Source organism: Caulobacter sp. FV2ye17ST, assembly GCF_058680955.1.
This window is the reverse complement of sequence record NZ_CM178727.1, coordinates 3163430-3184540: the sequence shown is the minus strand read 5'-3', so window position 1 is coordinate 3184540 and position 21111 is coordinate 3163430. Positions and strand designations below refer to the sequence as shown.

Annotated in this window: 27 protein-coding genes; 23 read left to right on the top strand and 4 right to left on the bottom strand. The window is 69.5% G+C overall.

The window, feature by feature from the left end:
• Positions 1-152: 152 nt before the first annotated feature.
• Positions 153-398: a hypothetical protein gene (locus tag ACW17V_RS15265; protein ID WP_492105908.1), complete on the top strand. Its 246-nt coding sequence runs from the start codon at positions 153-155 to the stop codon at positions 396-398.
• Positions 395-820 (top strand): HK97 family phage prohead protease, encoded by a 426-nt coding sequence (locus ACW17V_RS15260; protein ID WP_492105907.1) that lies wholly within the window; start codon positions 395-397, stop codon positions 818-820. Before ACW17V_RS15265 ends, ACW17V_RS15260 begins: the two co-directional genes overlap by 4 nt.
• Here ACW17V_RS15260 and ACW17V_RS15255 read toward each other — a convergent pair.
• The gene (locus tag ACW17V_RS15255) at positions 817-1113 is read right to left on the bottom strand and encodes a DUF7684 family protein (RefSeq protein ID WP_492105906.1); all 297 of its coding nucleotides are present in this window, start codon (positions 1111-1113) and stop codon (positions 817-819) included. The genes ACW17V_RS15260 and ACW17V_RS15255 overlap by 4 nt on opposite strands.
• Before the next feature lie 6 nt (positions 1114-1119).
• Positions 1120-1485, bottom strand: coding sequence for a bleomycin resistance protein (locus tag ACW17V_RS15250; RefSeq protein WP_492105905.1), 366 nt, complete (start codon positions 1483-1485; stop codon positions 1120-1122).
• Positions 1486-1691: 206 nt separating this feature from the next.
• Between ACW17V_RS15250 and ACW17V_RS15245 the strand changes: the two genes are divergently transcribed.
• From ACW17V_RS15245 to ACW17V_RS15215, 7 genes are all read left to right on the top strand, one after another.
• Entirely contained in the window at positions 1692-2912 is a 1221-nt protein-coding gene (locus ACW17V_RS15245) for a phage major capsid protein (protein WP_492105904.1), read from the top strand.
• 158 nt (positions 2913-3070) lie between these two features.
• Positions 3071-3340 carry a head-tail connector protein gene (locus ACW17V_RS15240; protein WP_492105903.1) on the top strand — a complete coding sequence of 90 codons (270 nt, stop codon included), beginning with the start codon at positions 3071-3073 and terminating at the stop codon, positions 3338-3340.
• The gene (locus ACW17V_RS15235; protein ID WP_492105902.1) at positions 3337-3726 is read left to right on the top strand and encodes a DUF3168 domain-containing protein; all 390 of its coding nucleotides are present in this window, start codon (positions 3337-3339) and stop codon (positions 3724-3726) included. The genes ACW17V_RS15240 and ACW17V_RS15235 overlap by 4 nt, the downstream gene beginning before the upstream one ends.
• A gap of 16 nt (positions 3727-3742) precedes the next feature.
• Positions 3743-4159, top strand: coding sequence for a phage major tail protein, TP901-1 family (locus tag ACW17V_RS15230; protein ID WP_492105901.1), 417 nt, complete (start codon positions 3743-3745; stop codon positions 4157-4159).
• A gap of 133 nt (positions 4160-4292) precedes the next feature.
• Positions 4293-4568, top strand: coding sequence for a GTA-gp10 family protein (locus tag ACW17V_RS15225; protein ID WP_492105900.1), 276 nt, complete (start codon positions 4293-4295; stop codon positions 4566-4568).
• Positions 4565-4747 (top strand): phage tail assembly chaperone, encoded by a 183-nt coding sequence (locus ACW17V_RS15220; protein ID WP_492105899.1) that lies wholly within the window; start codon positions 4565-4567, stop codon positions 4745-4747. Before ACW17V_RS15225 ends, ACW17V_RS15220 begins: the two co-directional genes overlap by 4 nt.
• Positions 4744-5253 carry a phage tail tape measure protein gene (locus ACW17V_RS15215; RefSeq protein ID WP_492105898.1) on the top strand — a complete coding sequence of 170 codons (510 nt, stop codon included), beginning with the start codon at positions 4744-4746 and terminating at the stop codon, positions 5251-5253. The genes ACW17V_RS15220 and ACW17V_RS15215 overlap by 4 nt, the downstream gene beginning before the upstream one ends.
• 37 nt (positions 5254-5290) lie before the next feature.
• Here ACW17V_RS15215 and ACW17V_RS15210 read toward each other — a convergent pair whose 3' ends face one another.
• Positions 5291-5749: a DUF805 domain-containing protein gene (locus ACW17V_RS15210; RefSeq protein ID WP_492105897.1), complete on the bottom strand. Its 459-nt coding sequence runs from the start codon at positions 5747-5749 to the stop codon at positions 5291-5293.
• Positions 5750-6097: 348 nt separating this feature from the next.
• Between ACW17V_RS15210 and ACW17V_RS15205 the strand changes: the two genes are divergently transcribed.
• The 9 genes from ACW17V_RS15205 (at position 6098) to mazF (ending at position 15403) form a co-directional block, all read left to right on the top strand.
• Entirely contained in the window at positions 6098-6730 is a 633-nt protein-coding gene (locus tag ACW17V_RS15205) for a phage distal tail protein, Rcc01695 family (RefSeq protein WP_492105896.1), read from the top strand.
• Positions 6730-7374 carry a phage/gene transfer agent baseplate hub protein gene (locus tag ACW17V_RS15200; RefSeq protein WP_492105895.1) on the top strand — a complete coding sequence of 215 codons (645 nt, stop codon included), beginning with the start codon at positions 6730-6732 and terminating at the stop codon, positions 7372-7374. Before ACW17V_RS15205 ends, ACW17V_RS15200 begins: the two co-directional genes overlap by 1 nt.
• Positions 7371-8102 (top strand): NlpC/P60 family protein, encoded by a 732-nt coding sequence (locus ACW17V_RS15195; RefSeq protein ID WP_492105894.1) that lies wholly within the window; start codon positions 7371-7373, stop codon positions 8100-8102. Before ACW17V_RS15200 ends, ACW17V_RS15195 begins: the two co-directional genes overlap by 4 nt.
• Entirely contained in the window at positions 8103-11903 is a 3801-nt protein-coding gene (locus ACW17V_RS15190; RefSeq protein WP_492105893.1) for a baseplate multidomain protein megatron, read from the top strand.
• An 83-nt stretch (positions 11904-11986) separates the two neighbouring features.
• Entirely contained in the window at positions 11987-12931 is a 945-nt protein-coding gene (locus tag ACW17V_RS15185; protein WP_492105892.1) for a DnaJ C-terminal domain-containing protein, read from the top strand.
• 164 nt (positions 12932-13095) lie between these two features.
• Positions 13096-13455: a helix-turn-helix transcriptional regulator gene (locus tag ACW17V_RS15180; RefSeq protein WP_492105891.1), complete on the top strand. Its 360-nt coding sequence runs from the start codon at positions 13096-13098 to the stop codon at positions 13453-13455.
• Positions 13452-14759: a type II toxin-antitoxin system HipA family toxin gene (locus ACW17V_RS15175; RefSeq protein WP_492105890.1), complete on the top strand. Its 1308-nt coding sequence runs from the start codon at positions 13452-13454 to the stop codon at positions 14757-14759. Before ACW17V_RS15180 ends, ACW17V_RS15175 begins: the two co-directional genes overlap by 4 nt.
• 72 nt (positions 14760-14831) lie before the next feature.
• A complete protein-coding gene (locus ACW17V_RS15170) occupies positions 14832-15074 on the top strand; it encodes an AbrB/MazE/SpoVT family DNA-binding domain-containing protein (protein ID WP_492105889.1) in 243 nt (80 codons plus the stop codon).
• Positions 15071-15403, top strand: coding sequence for an endoribonuclease MazF (mazF, locus tag ACW17V_RS15165; protein WP_492105888.1), 333 nt, complete (start codon positions 15071-15073; stop codon positions 15401-15403). The genes ACW17V_RS15170 and mazF overlap by 4 nt, the downstream gene beginning before the upstream one ends.
• A gap of 57 nt (positions 15404-15460) precedes the next feature.
• Here the strand turns inward: mazF and ACW17V_RS15160 are convergent, their stop codons facing one another.
• A complete protein-coding gene (locus ACW17V_RS15160; protein WP_492105887.1) occupies positions 15461-16444 on the bottom strand; it encodes an alpha/beta fold hydrolase in 984 nt (327 codons plus the stop codon).
• Positions 16445-16603: 159 nt separating this feature from the next.
• Between ACW17V_RS15160 and ACW17V_RS15155 the strand changes: the two genes are divergently transcribed.
• From ACW17V_RS15155 to ACW17V_RS15135, 5 genes are all read left to right on the top strand, one after another.
• The gene (locus ACW17V_RS15155) at positions 16604-17032 is read left to right on the top strand and encodes a MarR family winged helix-turn-helix transcriptional regulator (protein ID WP_492105886.1); all 429 of its coding nucleotides are present in this window, start codon (positions 16604-16606) and stop codon (positions 17030-17032) included.
• Between the two features lie 116 nt (positions 17033-17148).
• Complete coding sequence (locus ACW17V_RS15150; RefSeq protein ID WP_492105885.1) at positions 17149-17466, top strand: PepSY domain-containing protein; 318 nt, start codon at positions 17149-17151, stop codon at positions 17464-17466.
• Positions 17467-17478: 12 nt separating this feature from the next.
• Positions 17479-18156: a response regulator transcription factor gene (locus tag ACW17V_RS15145; RefSeq protein ID WP_492105884.1), complete on the top strand. Its 678-nt coding sequence runs from the start codon at positions 17479-17481 to the stop codon at positions 18154-18156.
• A gap of 22 nt (positions 18157-18178) precedes the next feature.
• The gene (locus ACW17V_RS15140) at positions 18179-19558 is read left to right on the top strand and encodes an ATP-binding protein (protein WP_492105883.1); all 1380 of its coding nucleotides are present in this window, start codon (positions 18179-18181) and stop codon (positions 19556-19558) included.
• 188 nt (positions 19559-19746) lie between these two features.
• Entirely contained in the window at positions 19747-21078 is a 1332-nt protein-coding gene (locus tag ACW17V_RS15135; RefSeq protein ID WP_492105882.1) for a hypothetical protein, read from the top strand.
• Positions 21079-21111 lie beyond the last annotated feature (33 nt).

Below are 21111 nucleotides of genomic sequence, written 5' to 3'. Positions count from 1 at the left end.
CGGCGGATGGGGGAAGGGTTGGGATGGGGGTGACTACGGCGTCGGCCGCAGACCCCTCCATCACCGCGTTCCCCCGAAGGCCGCTGAACGCTGCGCGTTCACCCCCATCCCCAGCCCTTCCCCCATCAAGGGGGAAGGGAGGAGTCTTTCAAATGACCACCCCAAACCGCTGGCGGCTGGACCGCCAGATCTCGGTCGCCCTGATCGTGGCGGTCGCCCTGCAGGCCGCCGCCGCCCTGATGTGGGCCGGGCGCGCCTCGGCGCGGATCGACGAGATGCAGAGCCGCCTCAACGCCCAGGCCCCCGTCGCCGAGCGCCTGGCCCGACTGGAAGAGCAGGCCTCGGCCAGCCGCGCCGCGCTGGACCGCATCGAGGCCAAGCTGGAGCGCGACCGATGACGGAAGACCTGAAGATCGAGGGCTACGCCTCGCTGTTCTGGACCCGCGACCTCAATGACGACGTCACCGCCGCCGGGGCCTTCGAGGGCAGCCTAGCCGAGACCGGCCCGGCCGGCGTCAAGATGCTGCACCAGCACGACGACGCCGAGCCGATCGGCGTCTGGGACGAGGTTGTCGAGGACGCCAAGGGTCTGTTCGTTCGCGGCCGGATCCTGCGCGCGACGCCGCGTGGTCGCCTCGTCGCGGCCCTGGTCGAGACCGGCGCGCTGGACGGCCTCTCCATCGGCTTTCGCCAGGTGAAGGCGCGGCAAGACGGGCGCCTGCGGGTGCTGGGGCGTGTCGAGCTTTGGGAGGTGTCGGTGGTGACGTTTCCGATGTTGCCGGGGGCGCGGCTGAAAATTTCAGCTGGCGTCGAAGATTAGAGGCTCACGACTTCGGCTTCACCATAGCTGCCATCTCGCAAGGACCAGCCTCTCGCGAACGCAACTGCGTCTTCCAAAGTCTCTCCAGCATGTGACGAGGTCATGATGAAGCGAGTGTCATCTGATCCATCGCCAACGATGAGCCAGTCGATCTCATCTTCCAGAGCTTCGCAGTCTGGGCCGACCACGGCGATCAGTTCGACGCCGTCCCTCAAGCAGGCCTCGACGAAACGTGGCAAGTTCGACGGGTTCGAAAGCGGGCTCTGCAGGACTAGGGCGCGTGTGTTGGTCATGCCCGCCTAGTCCGGGTTCTGGATCAGCCGTAGCAACGAGCCGTCCGGGTCGATCAAGGCGCCGATGCGCAGGCCGCTGGCTTCCAGCTTGGGCCGATGCAGGCGGGGCCGACCCTTCGTGGTCTCGGGCAGGCCGGCGGCCACGCACGCCGCGTAGAGGCTGTCGACGTCATCGAGCCGCAGGCACGACCCGAACGAACTGCTGTCTGGATCCAGGTCCGGATACGGGAAGAATTCCAGCGTCAGCGATCCGCGCGTCAGGATCATCCAGCCATTGTCGCGCCAGCCCTGCTCGAACCCCAGCGCCGCATAGAAGCGGGCGGTGGTCTCGAAGTCGCGGGACGGCAGGTTGGGCGTGGCGTGGTCGGTCATGCGTCGAACGCTAGCAGAACTCCCTTCCCCCTTCGATGGGGGAAGGGCGGGGATGGGGGTGACAGCGAGTCAGGACGAGCCCGTCCCGCGCCGCCCCTCCATCCCACCCCCGGAGTGACCGGCCACCGCCGCAGTCACCCCCATCCCAAACCCTTCCCCCAAATTCTTTTCCCATTGGGGGGGAAGGGCCTTTTTCGGAGAACTCCATGAAAGAGACCAAACACGCCCCGGCCTCGCCGGGCGCGATGATGCATGAGGTGCTGGCCGCGTTCGAGGCCTTCAAGGCCGCCAACGACCAGCGCCTCTCGGCCATCGAGACCAAGCGGGCCGACGTGCTGCTGGAGGAGAAGGTCAGCCGTATCGACGAGGCCGTCTCCCGCGCCCAGGACCGCCTGGACCGCGTGCTGGCCGACAGCCGCAGGCCTTCCCTGGCCGGTGACGCGCCGCTGGCGCGTGTCGACGAGCGCAAGGCCGCCTTCGATCGCTATATCAAGACCGGCGAGACGCCCGCTCTGCTGCTGGAGGCCAAGGGCCTGTCGGAAGGCGTCGCCACGGCCGGCGGCTATGTGGCTCCGCCGGAGCTGGAGCGGTCGATCCTGCGTCGCCTTGCGGCGACCAGCCCAATGCGGGAAATTTGCCAGGTGCGCACCATCGGCGCCGGCGTGTTCCGCAAGCCGGTGTCGCCCGCCGGCCTCGCCGCCGCCTGGGTGGCCGAGACCGCGGCGCGTCCCGAGACCACGGCGCCCACGCTCGACATCATCGATTTCCCCGCCGGCGAACTCTATGCCAGCCCGGCCGCGACCCAGGCCCTGCTGGACGATGCCTATGTCAGCATCGACGAGTGGCTGGCGGAAGAAGTGCAGGACGCCTTCGCGGCGCAGGAGACCACGGCCTTCATCGGCGGCGACGGCGTCAACAAGCCCAAGGGCCTGCTGGCCTACACCGCCGCGCCGGACGCCTCCTATACCTGGGGTCAGATGGGCTATCTGGCCAGCGGCGTCGCCGGCGGTTTCGCGGCCGCCAATCCGACCGACAAGCTGATCGACCTGATCTACGCGACCAAGGCCCAGTACCGCCAGAACGGCCGGTTTGTGATGAACCGCCGCACGGTCAGCGTCGTGCGCAAGTTCAAGGACGCGCAGGGCAACTATATCTGGAACGCGGCTCTGCAGCCGGGCCAGTCGGCGTCGCTGCTGGGCTATCCGGTCACCGAGATCGAGGCCATGCCTGACGTGGCCGCCAACGCCCTGGCCGTGGCGTTCGGCGACTTCGAGAAGGGCTATCTGATCACCGACCGCGCCGGCGTGCGCGTGCTGCGCGACCCCTATTCGGCCAAGCCGCACGTGCTGTTCTACACCACCAAGCGCGTCGGCGGCGGGGTGCAGAACTTCGACGCGGTCAAGCTGCTGAAGTTCGCGGTTTCGTAGGCGCAAGTCCTCCCCCTGAAGGGGGAGGCGGCGCGAAGCGTCGGAGGGGGAAGGGGTCGCTGACGGTTCGCTGAACTTCCCCCTCCGTCGTCCCTGTCGGGCCGACACCTCCCCCTCTGGGGGGAGGACTTGGTCGGCGCTCCTCATCGGAAAATCCCATGCCCCAATCCCTCACCCTGGCCGAGGCCCGGGCGTTTCTGCGCGCGTCCGACGCCTCGGAGGACGCCACGATCACCCTGCTGATCGACGCCGCCGAGGCCCGGGTCGCGGCGGCCACCGGCCTGACCCTGACGCCCGCCAGCCCCGCGCCCCTGCGCCTGGCGATCCTGACCCTGGTCTCCCACGCCTATGCCAACCGAGAAACCGGCGAGCCTTCGCTGGCCCTGGTCGAGCCGTGGCTGGCCCCTTACCGAAAGGCTCGCCTGTGAGCGATCAAGCCCTGGCCGACGGCCTCGTCGCCGCCCTCAAGGCCGCCCCGGCCGTCACCGCCATTCTCGGCCAGCGGATCTATGCCCGCGCCCCCCGCGTGCCGACCTATCCGTGCCTGGCCGTCAGCCGCACCGAGAGTCGCGTGGTCGAGGGCGAAGTGATCGAACACCTGCTGACCCTGACCTGCGTCTCCAAATTCGGCGGACCGGAGGAGGCCAGAGCCGTGGTCGCCGCCGTCCGCGCCGTGATCCACGACGCCCGCCCGACCATCGCCGGCCGCCGGCTGGTCAACCTCCGCGTCGCCTATGCCGACGTCTTCCCCGCCGCCGACCGCGAACTGACCCTCGGCATCGTGCGCGTGCGGGCGGTGACCGAACCCCTCTAGCCTACGGAGAACCAGAATGGCCGCGCAAGCCGGCAAGGATATCCTGCTGAAGATCAGCGACGGGGCGCCCACCCCGACCTTCGTCACCGTCGCGGGCCTGCGGGCCCGGACCATCAGCCTCAACGCCCGCAGCATCGACACCACCGACAGCGACAGCGCCGGCCGCTGGCGGGAACTGCTGGCCGGGGCGGGCGTGCGCTCGTGCGCCGTGTCGGGCGCGGGGGTGTTCCGCGACGCCGCGTCGGACGCCCAGGTGCGCCAGAGCTTCTTCGACCAGTCGGCCCGCACCTGGCGGCTGGTGATCCCCGACTTTGGCCAGCTGGAAGGGCCGTTCCTGGTCGCGGCCCTGGACTATGCCGGCGACCACGACGGCGAGGCGGCGTTCGCGCTGAGCCTGGCGTCGGCGGGGGCGGTGACGTTCACGGCGATCTGACAAGTCCTCCCCCTGATGGGGGAGGCGGCCCGAAGGGGCCGGAGGGGGAAGTCATCCCACGCCGGCCACTTCCCCCTCCGTCGGCTCCGCCGACCCCTCCCCCATCAGGGGGAGGACTTGAAAGGCGCATCCCATGCCACCCCCAAACCCCGCCCGAGGCGAAGTCACCATCCACCTGGCCGGCGTCCCGCGCCGCCTGTGCCTGACGCTCGGCGCCCTGGCCCGCATCGAAGGCGCGCTGAATCTCACCGACTGGCGCGAGCTGCCGGCCCGGATGGAGACACTGTCGGCTCGCGAACTCCTCGCCGTGCTGGCCGCCCTGATCGAGGGCGAGCCGGCTGATCTTTCCGCCGTCACCATCCCCGAGGCCGTCGCCGCCGTGGCCGCTACCCTGGCTGCGTCGGCATGAACAGCTGGCCCGACGCCCTGCGGCTGGCCGCGCGGCTGCACATCCCGCCCGAGGCCTTCTGGCGGCTGTCCCTGCGCGAATGGCGGATGCTGACAGCCGCCCCCCTCGCGCCGGTGCTGACCCGTCCGTCGCTTGACGCCCTGATCGCCCGTTTTCCCGACGAGGAGACCCCGCCATGAGCGGTTTCGACACCGATGGCCTGTCATCCGTCCCCGCCCGCGCGGCCGAGGCCGCCGCCGCGCTGGAGGCCCTGAAGGCGCCGGCCCAGCGCGCCGCCTCGTCCATCGAGGAAGCCTTCGCCCGGGCTGGCTCCAGCCTGGCTAAGTCCCTGGCCAGCGCCGCCGCCGATGGCGAGATCTCGCTGGCGGAACTGGCCCGCGCGGTGATCGGCGCGGCCGGGGCGGCGATGAAGGGGGGCGGGTTGGCCGAAGCTGTGTCCGGTGTCTTTGCAGGCGCCCGGGCCGACGGCGGGCCGGTCACGGCGGGCGGGGCCTATCTGGTCGGCGAGCGCGGGCCGGAGGTGTTTCGGCCGTCCGGCGCGGGTTCCGTCGAGCAGCTGGGCGGCGGCGGCGTGTCGGTGACGGTCAATGTGCAGGGCGGCGACGCGGCGGGTCTGGCGCGGTCGGACGCCCAACTGGCCCAGGCCTTGGCAAGAGCGGTGAGCCTGGGGGCGAGGGGGCTTTGAAGAACCCTTCCCCCATCAAAGGGGGAAGGGGGTTTTCCTAGATCGCCACCGCCGTCGTCGGCGCCAGGCCATACTTGTTCTCGCCGGCCTGGCCGGTGCTGAAGCCGACCCACAGGGTGAAGGCCAGCCACACCGCGAAGGCGACGAACAGCGAGATGAAGAAGCCGCCCAGGGCGGCGATGGCCGCCAGGTCTGGCTCGCCGTTGCCGATGGCCGCCAGGGCCGCCGAGACGCCGATCGAGATGGCCGAACCGAACACCAGGATCGGGCCGAACACCCAGGGCAGAACCTGCCACCAGCCGGTCTGACCCATGTCGTGCAGGCGCTTGGTGTGGATGCAGATCGAGCACCAGATCGAGGCCAGCGACAGCGCCCAACCGAAGAACGGCACCCAGCCGGCCACGACGTTCGCGCCCAGCAGGCACAGCCAGCCGATCCAGAACGCCTGACGGCCGATGCGGCCTTCAGCCGAGAAAAACAGGTTCTTCCAGTCCATGACGGTCTCCAGTTCTTGTCCCCATACGTAAGGGCGGGGGGCCTGCGCAAGAAGTGAAAAGCGGGTCATGACGCAGACTTAATCGGGGCCTGCTTCCTCCGCGCCTTCGGCGCTCTTCTCCCGCAGGGCAGGGCAACCGCCTGGAAACACGCCTCTACAAGGGCTGTCATCCCGGACAAGTCCGGCGATAGCCGGGCGCAGATCCGGGACCGCCGGAAGCGCTGAGTTCAGGCGTCGGTCCCGGATCTGCGCGCTGCGCGCTCGTCCGGGATGACAGCCGTCTTTGGCCTTGAGCCCCGTCCGCGGCGCCGGCCCCACCCATCCACACCCAGAACCACAGGAGTCGCCATGAGCGCCTTCCACGATATCCGCCTGCCCGCGCGGCTGGCCTTCGGCTGCACGGGCGGCGTCGAGCGGCGCACAGAGGTGGTGACCCTGGCCTCGGGCCACGAGCGCCGCTCCAGCCCGTGGGCCCAGGGTCGCCGCCGGTATCTGATCGCCACCGCCGCCCGGCCGCTGGACGAGGCGGCCCAGCTGGTCGCCTTCTTCGAGGCCCGGCGCGGGCGGCTGCATGGGTTCCGCTTTCGCGACCCGACGGATTTCAAGTCGTGCGTCTCCTCGGCCCAGCCGGCGGCGACCGACCAGGCCATCGGAACCGGGGGCGGGACGCGCAAGACCTTCCAGCTGATCAAGGCCTATGGCGGCGCGCCCGAGGTCGCGATCCGCACGATCGCCAAACCGGTCGCCGGCACGGTGAAGGTCGCGGTCGCCGGCGTCGCCCTGGCGCCGGCCGCCTTCACGGTCGATCTGGCCACCGGCCTAGTCACCCTGGTCGCGGCGCCCGCCGTCGGCGCGGCGGTGAGCGCCGGGTTCGAGTTCGACACGCCGGTGCGTTTCGACATCGACCGGCTGGACCTGCAGATGGAAGGCTTCGCCGCCGCGCGGATCACCGCCTGTCCGCTGGTCGAGGTGCGGGCCTGATGCGCGCCGTTCCCGCTGAACTGGCCGCTCGCCTGGAAGAGGGCGCGGCCAGCCTGTGCCATGCCTGGATCCTGACCCGTGGCGACGGCGTGGTGCTGGGTTTCACCGATCACGACCGCGATCTGGTGGTGGAAGGCGTGACCTGTCGCGCCGCCACCGGCTGGACCGCCGGCGCCCACGAGACCGCCGCCGGCTTCGCGCCGGGCCTCTCGGCCGCGCTGGGCGCGCTGGATGACGCGGTGGTCACGGCGCCGGACATCGAGGCGGGGCTCTATGACGGGGCGTCGGTGGCCTGCCTGCGCGTGGACTGGAACCGGCCCGACCTGTTCGTGCGCCTGTGGACCGCGCGCATCGCCAGACTTCGCCGCGAGGGCGACGCCTTCACCGCCGAGCTGGAAGGTCCGCTGGCGGATCTCGACCGGGTGGCGGGGCGCACCTTCGGCCGGCTGTGCGACGCGGTGTTGGGCGACGCGCGCTGCGGGATCGCGGCCGCGCCGGGCGTCAGCTGCGACAAGCGCTGGACCACGTGCGTCGACAGCTTCGCCAATGGCGCCAGCTTTCGCGGCTTTCCGGCCATGCCGGGCGAGGACTTCCTGACGCTGTATCCGTCCGAGGGCGAGCGGCATGACGGGGGGCGGCGGTGACTGCGCCATCCACCAAATTTCCTTGTCATCCCGGAAGCGCCGCAGGCGCTGTCCGGGACCCAGGGGCAACCGCACTGCCTTGGCCCCTGGGTCCCGGCTCTCCGCTTCGCTGCGGCCGGGATGACAAGCTTGTTGAGAGCGAGGATCGGGTTCTCGCCCTCGCCCGCCAGTGGCTGGGCACGCCCTACCGCCATCAGGCCAGCCTGCGCGACGTCGGCTGCGACTGCCTGGGTCTGGTCCGGGGTGTCTGGCGCGCTCTGCATGGCTCCGAGCCTGAACCCCCGCCGCCCTACCGGCCTGACTGGGCCGAGCTGGGCGAGCGCGAGATCCTGCTGGAGGCGCTGGGCCGCTGGCTGGTCCCGCTGTCCCCCGCCCACGCCCGCCCCGGCGACGTGCTCGTCTTCCGCATGGAGCCCGACGCCATCGCCAAGCACTGCGCGATCCTGTCGGCTGAAGACCGCATGATCCACGCCTACTGGGGCCGCGCCTGCGTCGAGAGTTGGCTGGGGCGGTGGTGGCGCGAGCGGCTGGTGGCGGTGTTTCGGTTTCCGGAAATCCCTACAGAAATCCCACTCTCCCCGGCGAAGGCCGGGGCCCAGATCGAACCCGGAAGGATTGCGATTCCGGCTCCGCCAGAAGGCGCGTCATCCCCGACCTCTCCGGATGAATCTGGGTCCCGGCTTTCGCCGGGAAGAGCGGAAGACAGACAAATCCAAGGAACCCCCTAGATGGCCCAGGTGATCCTCTCCTCAGTCGGCGCGGCCCTGGGCGGTCCCGTCGGCGGCTTCGTCGGCGCGATGCTGGGCCGGGCGGCCGACAATGCCGTGCTCGGCGCCCTGTCGCCGGCCCGCCAGCTGGGACCCCGCATTCCCGAGCTGCGAGTCACCGGCGCCGCCGAGGGCGCGGCGATCCCGTGCGTGTTCGGGCGCGGCCGGGTGGGCGGCCACGTGATCTGGGCGGCGCGGTTTCGCGAAAAGCGGATCGAGGGCCGGGTCGGCGGCAGCAAGGGCCAGAAGACCAGCAGCTACGCCTACAGCCTGTCGTTCGCCGTCGCGGTGGGCGAGGGACCCATCGACGGGATCGGCCGTGTCTGGGCCGACGGCAAGGTAATGGACATGGCCGGCGTGACGATGCGCCTGCATCGCGGAACCGAGGACCAGGCGCCCGACCCGCTGATCGAGGCGGTTGAGGGCGCGGCGCCCGCCTATCGCGGGCTGGCCTATGTGGTGTTCGAGGATCTACCCTTGGAAGCGTTCGGCAATCGTCCGCCACAGCTGTCGTTCGAGGTGTTCCGCCGGCCGGGCTCGCCCACGGGGCTGGAGGCGCGGCTGAAGGGCGTGTGCCTGATCCCCGGGGCGGGCGAGTTCGTCTACGCCACCGACGCCGTGCTACGCCGTGACGGCATCACCCGCACCACGGCCGAGAACGTCAACAATGCCGAGGGGCGGCCGGATCTGGCCGTGTCGCTGGACCAGCTGCAGGCCCAGCTGCCGCAGGTGGATCATGTGACCCTGGTGGTCTCGTGGTTCGGGACCGACCTGCGCTGCGGGTCGTGCCAGATCAGGCCAGGGGTGGATCAGGCGTTCAAGGCGACCATCCCGCACGAATGGCGCGCCGGCGGCGTGGATCGCGGCGACGCTCATGTCGTCTCGCGCCACGACGGCGGCCCGGCCTATGGTGGCACGCCGTCGGACCGGTCGGTGCTGCAGGCGATCGCCGAGCTGAAGCGGCGGGGGCTGAAGGTGACCCTCTATCCGTTCGTGCTGATGGACGTGCCGCATGGCTCGGGCCTGCCTGATCCGTATGGCGGCGCGGGGCAGGGCGCCTATCCGTGGCGCGGTCGGATCACCTGCCATCCCGCGCCGGGACAGGCGGGCTCGCCGGACGGCGGAGCGACGGCGGCGTCGCAGGTCGCCGCCTTCTTTGGCGGGGCCACGCCGGCCCAGGTGGGCGAGAGTGAGGGGCTGCCCAGTTTCTCCGGGTCTGGCTGGGGCTTTCGGCGGATGATCCTGCACTATGCGCGGCTGGCCCAGCTGGCCGGCGGCGTGGACGGCTTCCTGATCGGGTCGGAGCTGCGCGGTCTGACCACCGTGCGCGGGGCGGGCGGGGCGTACCCGGCCGTGAGCGCGCTCAGAACGCTCGCGGCCGATGTGCGGAGCATGGTCGGGGCGGGGACCAAGCTGGGCTACGCCGCCGACTGGAGCGAGTATTTCGGCCATCAGCCGGGCGGCGGCCACGCGGTGTTCCATCTCGATCCGCTGTGGGCCGACCCGGCGATCGACTTCGTGGGCGTGGACTTCTATCCGCCGGTCACCGACTGGCGCGACGGCGAGGATCACCTGGACGCGGCGGCGGGCTTCGAGGGACCGCACGACCCCGCCTATCTGCGCGCCCGCCTGACCGGCGGCGAGGGCTTTGACTGGTACTATGCCAGCCAGACCGACCGCGACGCCCAGATCCGCACGGCCATCACCGACGGCGCCCATGGCGAAGCGTGGATGTTCCGGCCCAAGGATCTGAAGAGCTGGTGGTCACAACCTCATCACGACCGGCCCGCCGGGGTGCGCTCGGCGACGCCGACGGTCTGGGTTCCGCGCTCCAAGCCGATCCGTCTGACCGAGTTTGGCTGTCCCGCCGTCGACAAGGGCGCCAATTCACCCAACCTGTTCGTCGATCCCAAGAGCGCCGAGAGCCACATTCCGCCCTATTCGACCGGCGCGCGCGACGAGTTCGGCCAGAGGCGGATGCTGGAGGCGGTGCTGGACTGGATCGCCGACCCGGCCGCCAATCCTGCCTCGCCCGTCTATGGCGAGCCGATGATCGAGGCGGCCAGCGCCTGGTGCTGGGACGCCCGGCCGTTCCCCGATTTTCCGGCCCGCGCCAATGTCTGGAGCGACGGTCCCAACTGGCCGCTGGGCCACTGGCTGAACGGTCGGGCGGGCGTCGCGCCGCTGGCCGAGTTGGTCGCGGCCCTGGGCGCGCGGGCCGATGTCGTGCTCGATCCCGGCGAGGCCAGCGGGGCGGTGGTGGGCTATGTGGTCGACCGGCCGATGCGGCTGCGCGACGCCCTGGCGCCCCTGACCGCCGCCTTCGGTCTCGACGCCGTCGAGCGTGGCGGGGAGGCGCGGCTGATCGCGCACACCGGCCTGGCCAATGCCGCGCTCGACGACGCCGACCTGGCCTGGCCCGAGGACCGCCCCGCCGCCGCAACCGCCCGCCGGACGCTGGTCGAACCCGCCCAGGCCCTGCGCCTGCGCTTTATCGACGCCGGCCGCGACTACCAGACCGGGGCCCTGATCGTGCGCCGCGAGGACGGGCAGGGGACCGTCGACGCCGACGCGCCGATCGTCATGGCGCCGGCCGAAGCGGAACTGGCCGGGCGGCTGATGCTGAACGGCTCCGCGTCGGCGCGGCGCGAGACCGTCATCCACCTCTCGCCCCTGGCCGCCCTGCGGCTGGAGGCCGGCGATCGCGTGACCTTCGCCGGCGAGACCTGGCGCGTGGCGCGGTTGGACCTGGACGAGCACCCGCGCGCGACGCTGGCGCCGGTTCCTGCCGGATCCGAACTGGACGGCCGCATCGACTGGACCCCGGCCCCGCCCCGCGAGCCCGTGGGGCCGCCGGTGCTGCGGGTGCTCGACCTGCCGGCGAGCAGCGACGACGCCCGGCCTTGGGTCGCCGCCGCCGCCGAGCCGTGGCGGCCGGTCGATATCCATGCCGGCGGTGACCTGGACACCCTGAAGGTCCGCGCCCGTATCGCCACGCCCGCCACTCTTGGCGAGACGATGACCGACCTGCCGCCGGCCTCGCCGCACCGGCTGGACCGCGCCGGCCGCCTGACCGTGCGACTGGAAGGCGCGACCCCGGCCAGCCGCGCGCTGGCCGCCGTGCTGGCCGGCGACAACGCCCTGGCGGTGCTGGCGCCCTCGGGCGAGTGGGAGGTGATCGGTTTCACCACGGCCCAGGCTGTCGCCGAGGACGTCTGGACTCTGTCGGGCCTGTTGCGCGGCCAGCGCGACGGCGCGGAGGGCGAGGCGATCATCCCCGCTGGCGCGCCCGTGGTTCTGCTGGATGAAGCCCTGGCCATGCTGGAGGTCGCGCCGTTCGAGCGTGGCGCGCCGCTGATCGTGCGCGCGGCGCCGGCCGGCGGTCCGCCTTCGGGAGCGGCCATGAGCGAGGTCGGCGTGACCTGGCGCGGCCGGGCCCTGCGTCCGCTGGCTCCGGCCCATCTGCGTGTGCGCGTCTCTGGCGGCGACCGCCTGGTCAGCTGGATCCGGCGCGACCGCCTGGGCGGTGATGTCTGGGAGGGCGAGGTTCCGCTCAGCGAAGCCGTTGAAGCCTGGCGTCTGCGGGTGCTGAACGGCGCGGTCGTGGTGCGCGAGGTGGAATTGGCCGCGCCGGTCTTCGTCCACACCGCCGCCATGCGCGTCGCCGATCTGGCGGCGGGATCGGCCGGGGCGCTGACCGTCGAGGTGGCTCAGGGCTCGGCCAGCCTCGGCTGGGGGGCCGTCGCGACAAGGTTGCTGTGATAATAATGCAACATAACGCTTGTGCGCGGCCGCGAATGGCCTAAGTGAGGGCGGGCTTATCCAATCACATTCGAGGATCTTCCTTGGCGCGCGACCCCTATCAGGAACTTGGCGTTTCCCGCTCCGCGACCACGGACGAGATCCGCAAGGCGTTCCGCAAGCTGGCCAAGCAGTTCCACCCGGACACCAATCCGGGCAACAAGGCCGCCGAGGACCGCTTCAAGCAGGTCAGCGCGGCGTTCGACATCCTGGGCGATGCGGCGAAGAAGAAGAAGTTCGACGCCGGCGAGATCGACGCCGACGGACGCGAGACCATGCGCGGCTTCGGCGGGGCGGGCGGCAGTCCGTTCGGCGCGGGCGGCTTCAACCGGGGCGGCTTCCAGTCGCGCGGCGGCGGGGCCGACGGTCCCGAGATCGACCTGGGCGACCTGTTCGGCGACATCCTGGGCCGCGGCGCCCGGGGCGGCGGCGGGTTTGGCGGCGGCGCGGGCGGCGGCGGCTTCTCGCCGCGCGGCGCCGACGTACGGGCCAGGCTCGATATCGACCTGGAAGAGGCCATTCGCGGCGGCAAGAAGCGCGTAGCCTTCTCGGACGGCCGCACGATCGACGTCACCATCCCGGTCGGCGCCCAGGAAGGCCAGACCCTGCGCCTGAAGGGCCAGGGCAGCCCGGGACGCGGCGGCCAGGGCGACGCTCTGATCGAGCTGACCATCAAACCCCACGCCATCTATCGCCGCGAGGGCGAGACCCTGGTGATGGACCTGCCGGTCTCGGTGCCTGACGCGGTGCTGGGCGGCAAGATCGAGGCCCCCACGCCCGACGGCAATGTCATGCTGGCCGTGCCCAAGGGCTCCAACAGCGGCGCGACCCTGCGCCTGAAGGGCCGGGGCCTGGCCGACGCCAAGGGCAAGCGCGGCGACCTGCTGGCCCGCCTGGTGGTGACCCTGCCCGACGAGCCCGACAGCGACCTGGAGAAGTTCGCCCAGGCCTGGCGGGACCAGAAGCCGTACGCGCCGAAGCGGAAGTAGGCCAAGCGTCTCCTATTTTATCGCCATTTCTGGCGATCTGAGGCGTTGTATCGCTCTTAGTCGCCATATTTGGCGAATAAGAATGATAAATATTGATTTCCCTATATCGGCAAACTTGACGATATAGAGACAAAATTCGATATATGTCGCCATAAGAGGCGATTATGAAGTTCGAAGCTCTCCTTTCCGATGAGGCGGTGCTGGCCGAGATGGGCCAGCGCCTGATCGCCGCCCGGCTGGAACGGCGTCTGACCCAGGCCCAGTTGGCCCAGGCCGCGGGCGTTTCCAAGCGCACGGTGGAGCGCCTGGAGGACGGCGCCTCGGCCCAGGTGACCAATCTGGTGCGCTGCCTGCGGGCCCTGGGCAGGCTGGAGGGTCTGGAGCGGCTGCTGCCCGAGACCCCGGTCAATCCACTGGACCTTCTGAGTCAGGCCAAGGGCCGGCGCACGCGGGTGCGTGGGTCCAGCTCGCCGGGCGTCGCCGAGACCGGCGGCCCGGCGTGGGTCTGGGGCGATGAAAAATGACCACCGTCGCCGAGGTTCGCCTGTGGGGTAGCCGCATCGGCGCGGTGTCCCTGGAGGACGGCGCCGGGACGGCGGCCTTCGCCTATGAGCCCGCCTTTGTTCGCAGCGGCGTCGAGGTGGCCCCGATCATGATGCCTCTGGGGCCGGGCGTGTTCAGCTTTCCGGACCTGCCGCCCCGCAGTTTCCATGGCCTGCCCGGCATGCTGGCCGACGCCCTGCCCGACAAGTACGGCAATGTACTGATCGACGCGTGGCTGGCCACGCAGGGCCGCAGCCCCGAAAGCTTCAACGCCGTCGAGCGCCTTTGCTACACCGGACGCCGGGGCATGGGCGCTCTGGAGTTCTCGCCGACGGCGGGGCCGCGCCGCAGGGTTTCCAGCAGGATCGATATCGAGGCCCTGGTCTCTCTGGCCTCCGAGGTGCTGACCCATCGCCACGACCTGCGCGCCTCGTTCGCCGACGAGGACAAGGCCGACGCCCTGCGCGACATCCTCAGCGTCGGCACCTCGGCCGGAGGGGCGCGGGCCAAGGCGGTGATCGCCTGGAACCCGACCACCAACGAAGTGCGCTCGGGCCAGGTCGAGGCCGGCGAGGGCTTTGGCTACTGGCTGCTGAAGTTCGACGGGGTGTCCGGCAACAAGGACAAGGAGCTGGCCGACCCCAAGGGGTATGGCGCGGTGGAGCACGCCTATGGACAGATGGCGGCGGCGGCTGGGGTCACGGTCGCCGAAAGTCGTCTGCTCGAGGAGGGTGGGCGCCGGCACTTCATGAGCAAGCGCTTCGACCGGCTGGACGGCGGCGGCAGGCTGCACATGCAGTCGCTGGCCGCCATCGCCCATCTGGATTTCAACGACCCGCTGGCCAATTCCTATGAACAGGCCCTGTTCACGATGCGGCGGATGGGGCTGTCGATGGCGGAGCTGGAAGAGCAGTTCCGGCGGATGGTCTTCAACGTACTGGCGCGAAACCAGGACGACCACGTCAAGAACATCGCCTTCCTGATGGATCGCACTGGACGCTGGAGCCTGTCGCCCGCCTTCGACATCACCTGGAGCTACAATCCGGATGGCGAGTGGACGTCTCGGCACCAGATGTCGATCAACGGCAAGCGCGACGGGTTCGTGTTCGCCGACCTGGAGGCCTGCGCCAGGACGGCCTCGATCAATCGCGGCCATGTGGGTCGGATCTTCGAGGAGGTGCGGGAGGCTGTGCTGCGGTGGCGGGCCTTCGCCGCCGCCGCCGGGGTGGACGCGCGGTGGCGAGATCAGATCGGCGCCACGCTGCGGATGGATCTTTCGAGATAAGCTGGCCATTCAAGTGTATCGACATTTGTCGATACATGTGAGAGCCTGTCCACTACATCCGAGGTTCACGCCATGCAGGTCTTGATCAAGAAGTGGGGCAACAGCGCCTCGGTCCGTATTCCGGCGACGGTGATGGCGGCCGCCGCGATCAGCGTCGATCAGGCGGTAGACGTGCGCGAAGAGAATGGCCGGATCATCATCGAGCCGATCCGCGCGCCGGGTTACGACCTTGACGATCTTCTGGCGCGAATGACGCCTGAGACCTTCCCTGACGATGCCGACTTTGGTGCTCCGGTGGGCGAAGAAGTCTGGTGACGGGGCGTTACGTGCCCGAGGCCGGCGATATCGTCTGGCTTCAGTTTGATCCGCAGGCCGGTCATGAACAGTCGGGCCATCGACCCGCTCTGGTGCTGTCGCCGTCCAGCTACAATGGCAAGCGCGGCATGATGATCTGCTGTCCGATGACCAGTCGGGTCAAAGGCTACGTTTTCGAGGTTGTTATACCAGGCGAGGAGAGCGCGGTTCTGGCGGACCAGGTGAAGAGCCTGGACTGGGTCGCTCGTCGCGCCACGCGAAAGGGCGCCGCGCCGCCAGAAGTGCTTGCCGAGGTGCGCGCCAAGCTGAAGGCTCTGCTGGCGTTTTGAATCACGTCATCCCGGATCGGCCAGGCCGTCCGGGATGACAAGGTTTCAGAGTTCGACCTACGCCTTGAAGAACGCCAGCAGGTCGTTGTTGATCACCTCTGCATGGGTCGTCGCCATGCCGTGCGGCAGGCCCGGATAGACCTTCAGTTCACCCTTCTTCAGCAGCTTGATGCCCAGCAGGGCGCTGTCGGCGATGGGGACGATCTGGTCGTCATCGCCGTGCATCAGCAACACCGGCACGTCGATCGTCTTCAGGTCTTCGGTGAAGTCGGTTTCCGAGAAGGCGGTGATGCAATCGTAGTGGGCCTTGGCGCCGCCCATCATCCCCTGGCGCCACCAGTTGTCGATCAGGCCCTGGCTGACCTTGGCGCCCGGGCGGTTGAAGCCGAAGAACGGGCCGGCCGGCACGTCCTGGAAGAACTGGGCGCGATTGGCGAGCAGGGCGGCGCGGAAGCCGTCGAACACTTCCCGGGGCAGGCCGCCGGGATTGGCCGGGGTCTTCAGCATGATCGGCGGCACGGCCCCGATCAGCACGGCCTTGGCGACGCGGCCATTGCCGCCGTGGCGCGCCACATAGCGGGCCACCTCGCCGCCGCCGGTCGAGTGGCCGACGTGGATGGCGTTCTTCAGGTTCAGGTGCGCGGCGAGGGCGGCGACGTCGGCGGCATAGGTGTCCATCTCGTTGCCGACATCGGTCTGGGTCGAGCGGCCGTGGCCGCGGCGGTCATGGGCGATGACCCGGTAGCCCTGGCCCAGGAAGAACAGCATCTGGGCGTCCCAGTCGTCGCTGCTCAGCGGCCAGCCATGGTGGAACACGACCGGCTGGGCGGTCTTGGGACCCCAGTCCTTGTAGAAGATCTGGGTTCCGTCCCGGGTGACGACGAAGCCGCTGCCCTGGGTGGTTTTGCCCGCGCTCTTTGGTGCGGCGGTCTTGGCTGCGGCCTGTGCCGGGGCGGCGGCGATCAGGCCGGCGGCCGCGGCCAGGCCCAGTCCGGCGGTCATCACATTGCGACGCGAGGCTTGGTTGTTCGACTGGCTCATCTTCAGGTCCCTCTTCAGATTGATGCTGCGATATTCGTTATCGCGATATTGATATGGCTAAGGCGCCTTTGACGGCGTGTCCAGCACTTTCTTTATCGCGATATCATTTCTTGTGGTATGGAACCGGGAGAAACCGAAGCGAGCGTAGGGAGAGCACCATTGCCCGTTCCGCTGGACCACCAGATCTGCTTCACGCTGTACGCCACCAGCATGACGATCAATCGCGCCTACAAGCCCATGCTGGATGCGATGGGGATCACCTATCCGCAGTATCTGGTGCTGAGCGTGCTGGGCGAGGACGACGGCATGACGGTGGGCGCGATCGCCCAGCGGCTGTCGCTGGAATCCAGCACGGTCACCCCGCCGATCAAGCGCCTGGAGCAGGCCGGCCTGGTCGAGCGCCAGCGCAGCAAGATCGACGAGCGCCAGGTTCAGGTGCGCCTGACACAGGCCGGTCGCGCCACGCTGGAGCGCAGCAAATGCCTGGGGGAGCTGATGATGGAACGCTCGGGCCTGTCGCCGGAGCAACTGGAAGCGCTTAACCAGCAGATCAAGGTGCTGAATGCGGCGCTGGGCGAAACCGTCTAGGGCAGGGCGGGTTCGATTTGCCGGATGACGCTGTCCAGCCGTGACAGAGCGCCGCACCCCGTTCATATACTGGCCGTTCAGTCTCCATTCAGCCGCCGTCCCTTAAACCTGAGCGTATGAAACCGATCCGCGCCCTTCTCGTCGCCGTCGCCATCGCCGCCACCCTACCGGGCGCGGCGTCGGCGCAACGCCGCCCGGATTCGCTGGGAGCCGACTGGCGCGCCCAGTCGGACCAGGCGCGGGGCGGCGTGCAGTCCGGCCGGCTGGTGCCGCTGTCGCGGGTGATCGAGCAGATCAGCCGTCGCACGCCAGGCCGGGTGCTGGACGCCGGGCTTGAGGGCCGCAACTATCGGGTCCGGTGGGCCACCACCGACGGCCGCCGCATCGACTTCATCGTCGACGCCGAGACCGGCCAGATCCTCAGCGCCAACTAAGGACGTTCGTTCATGCGTATCCTGCTCGTCGAGGACGATCCCGACCTGTCGCGCCAGCTGAAGCTGGCCCTGGCCGATGCGGGTTACGCCGTCGACCATGCGCCGGACGGCGAGGAAGCCCAGTTCCTGGGCGAGACCGAGCCCTATGACGCGGTGATCCTCGACCTGGGCCTGCCCAAGGTGGATGGCGTGTCGGTGCTGGAGCGCTGGCGGCGCGGCAATGTGGCCACGCCCGTGCTGATCCTGACCGCCCGCGCCGCCTGGAGCGACAAGGTCGCCGGCTTCGACGCCGGGGCCGACGACTATCTGGCCAAGCCTTTCCACACCGAGGAACTGCTGGCCCGCCTGCGCGCCCTGCTGCGCCGCTCGGCCGGCCATGCCGCGCCCAGCCTGTCGTGCGGGGCCCTGCGCCTGGATCCGCGCGCCGCCCGGGCCAGCGTCAATGGCGAGCCCCTGCGCCTGACCTCGCTGGAATACCGCCTGCTGCACTACATGATCATGCACCAGGGCCGGGTGATCGGCCGCACCGAGCTGGTCGAGCACCTGTACGATCAGGACTTCGATCGCGACTCCAACACCATCGAGGTGTTCATCGGCCGCCTGCGCAAGAAGCTGGGATCCGATCGCATCGAGACGGTGCGCGGCCTCGGCTACCGCCTGACCGCCCTGGAGGGCGAGGCGACCGAGTGAAGATCCGGGCGGAGGCTTAGCGGTGCTCGACCTGCGCCGACCTTCGCTGGTTCGTCGGCTGGTGCTGCTGGCCGTCGTCTGGAACGCGGTGGTGCTGCTGGTGGCGGGTGTGTTCCTGACCGCCCAGTTCCGCGACGCCGCCATCCGCCGCTTCGACCAGTCGCTGGCCGTGCTGACCGACGATCTCTATGCCGGGTCCACGGTCGAGGAGGGCGTGCTCAAGGCGCCATTCCTGACCGACATCCGCGCCACCCGCACCTATTCCGGCCGCTACTGGACGATTTCACGACGCGCGCCCGACGGGGCCTTGAAGGTGGTCGAGCGCTCGCGCTCGCTGTTCGACACCGACCTGATGGTGGCGTCCCGGCAGGTGGACCTGCTGGACGCCGCGCCGGGCAAGACGCTGTATTTCGACATGCGCGGGCCGCAGGACAAGCCGCTGCGCGCCGCCGCCATCCTGACCCGGCTGCCGGGCTATGCCGATCCGGTGGTGTTCATCGCCGCCGAGGACCGCTCGCCCATCGACGCCGACGCCGACCGCTTTGGCCGCATCACCGCCCTGGCCCTGCTGCTTTTGGGCGGCGGCCTGATCCTGGCGGTGGTGGTGCAGGTCAGGGTGGGTCTGGCGCCGCTGTTCCAGCTGCGGCGCGAAGTGGCGTCAGTGCGGCGCGGCCGGGCCGAGCGCCTGACCCGCACCTATCCCGAAGAGCTGGAGCCTCTGGCTGTCGAGCTGAACGCGCTGCTGGCCCACAACCAGGAAGTGGTCGAGCGCCAGCGCACCCATGTCGGCAACCTGGCCCACGCCCTCAAGACCCCGCTGTCGGTGATGATCACCGAAGCCAGCCAGCAGCCCGGGAGCCTTGCCGAGGTGGTGTCGCGACAGGCCGACGTGATGCGCGAGCAGGTCGATCACCATCTGCGTCGCGCTCGCGCCGCCGCCCGCTCCCAGACCAGCGGCGAGCGCACGCCGGTCGAGCCGATCCTGGACGAGTTGGCCGTGACGCTTGAGCGGATCTTCCAGGACAAGGGCGTGGAAATCGACTGGCGCTGCCCCGAGGACCTTTGCTTCCAGGGCGAGAAGCAGGACCTGATGGAGCTGGCTGGCAATGTCATGGAAAACGCCGCAAAGTGGTGCCGGGGCAGGATCCGCGCCGTCGCCACGCCCACCAACCCCGACCGCTGGACCCTGGTGGTCGAGGACGATGGCCCGGGTTTGCCGCCGGAACGCTGGGTCGATGCGCTCAAGCGGGGACAACGTATGGATGAGCATACGCCGGGCTCTGGCCTGGGCCTTTCCATCGTCGACGAACTGGCCAGGGCCTATGGCGGCTCGGTGACGCTTGGTGAATCGAGCCTGGGCGGATTGCGGGTTTGCCTGGACCTTCCGAGGTCGGAAACCTAGCGACGCATTGTCGCACAGGTTGTGTTGCGCGGGGTCCGGGTGCGTCCCGCTAAACCTCTGGGGCCCTTGACCTTTCCCCGATCCGGGGATGCGCTGAAAGCACAGACTTTTTTGGTGGATTTCGGAAAGTCTTAACCTCGTTGCCAACATGGTTGACGCTGTCGGTCTTTGTGATCCGGCGGGGGATCATGGCCGCAATCGCTGCGCATAAATTGCAGATCGTTCGGATGTTGGTGGAAACCGCGCCCGACTCTGCCTTGCGCAGTCTCGAACTGGCCCTGGCCAGCGTGGGCGACGTGGGCGGCCTGGCGCAGGTGCGCGGCCTGGTCGAGGACGAGACCACCGACCGCTTCGTCCGCAACAACGTCCTGTCTCCGATCGTGCCGATGTGCGCGGTGCGAGGCCCCGGACAGATCACCTTTCCGCCGCGCGTGCTGCCGTTCCTCTGGAAGGCGCTGAAGACCATGGCGCCGCAGCGCGTCGAGGAAGCCGCCGCCAAGTGCAATCCGTGGGATCTCGAGCAGGGCGCGCCCGAGGTTTTCGACGAGCTGTGCCGGCTGGCCGCCAGTGGTCTGCGCGATCCGCAGCAGGACGTGTTCGACGCGACCCGCGGTCTTGGCGTGACCGAAGAGCTGATCAACTGTCTGGAGATCGGCCATATCGTCCGCGCGGCCCTGCCGAAGCTGTCGGAATGGGTCAGCCGGATGAGCGGCGAGCGCGCCGCGGCCGCGCGCCTGGCCTATCGCGACGCCTGCGCCATCCGCGAGGATTCCGGGGCCCGCATGTTCGGCATGCTGGCCGCGCACCTGCCCGACGATTGGCGGATCCTGCGCGTCATCTCGGCGGTCATGGACCGGCCCAACGATCGCTATCTGGCCTCGTCGGAAGTCAGCTCGTTCGGCGAGCGGGTGCTGGCCGAGATCGACGCCGCGATCAACCTGATCCGCGACTTCGACCTGGACAAGGGCGAGAAGCTCGCCCGCGAGGCCGCAATGGCCGCCCAGCGCGTCTCTCTGCAGGTCACCGAGTTTGAGCAGTCGGTCAACATCGCCAAGGACGGCCCCTGGGGCCGGCGTCTTGGCAAATACAAGCAGCAGATCGCCCAGGCCGTCGAGCTGCGGATGAGCACGGCCGACAAGGAACTGGGCGAGGCCCTGCCCACCAAGCCGATCTCGATCCTGGGCAAGAAGGGCGGCAAGGGCGTGGCCAAGCTGACCTCGCCGCCGGACGAGGCGCTGGTGCGTCGCGCCACCGCCATCCTGGTCTTCATCGAACACCTGCGGCCGTGCGCGACCCAGAGCGGCTATGGCGCGACGCGCGCCAAGGCGCTGGAAAAGCTCAACAGCCGCCTGGACCAGTATATCGAGGACGTTCTGTACGCGGCCCGCACCGGCGAGGGCGGCGATCCCGTCGTGGCCCAGCAATATCTCGACATCGCCGCCGCCTTCATCGCTCACACCCGCGACGAAAAGACCGCCGAAATCGTCCGTCGCCGGGCCGCCGCCGCGATCGCGGCCTGATCGGTCCCTTAAGCGCTTTTTTCGCTAACGGCG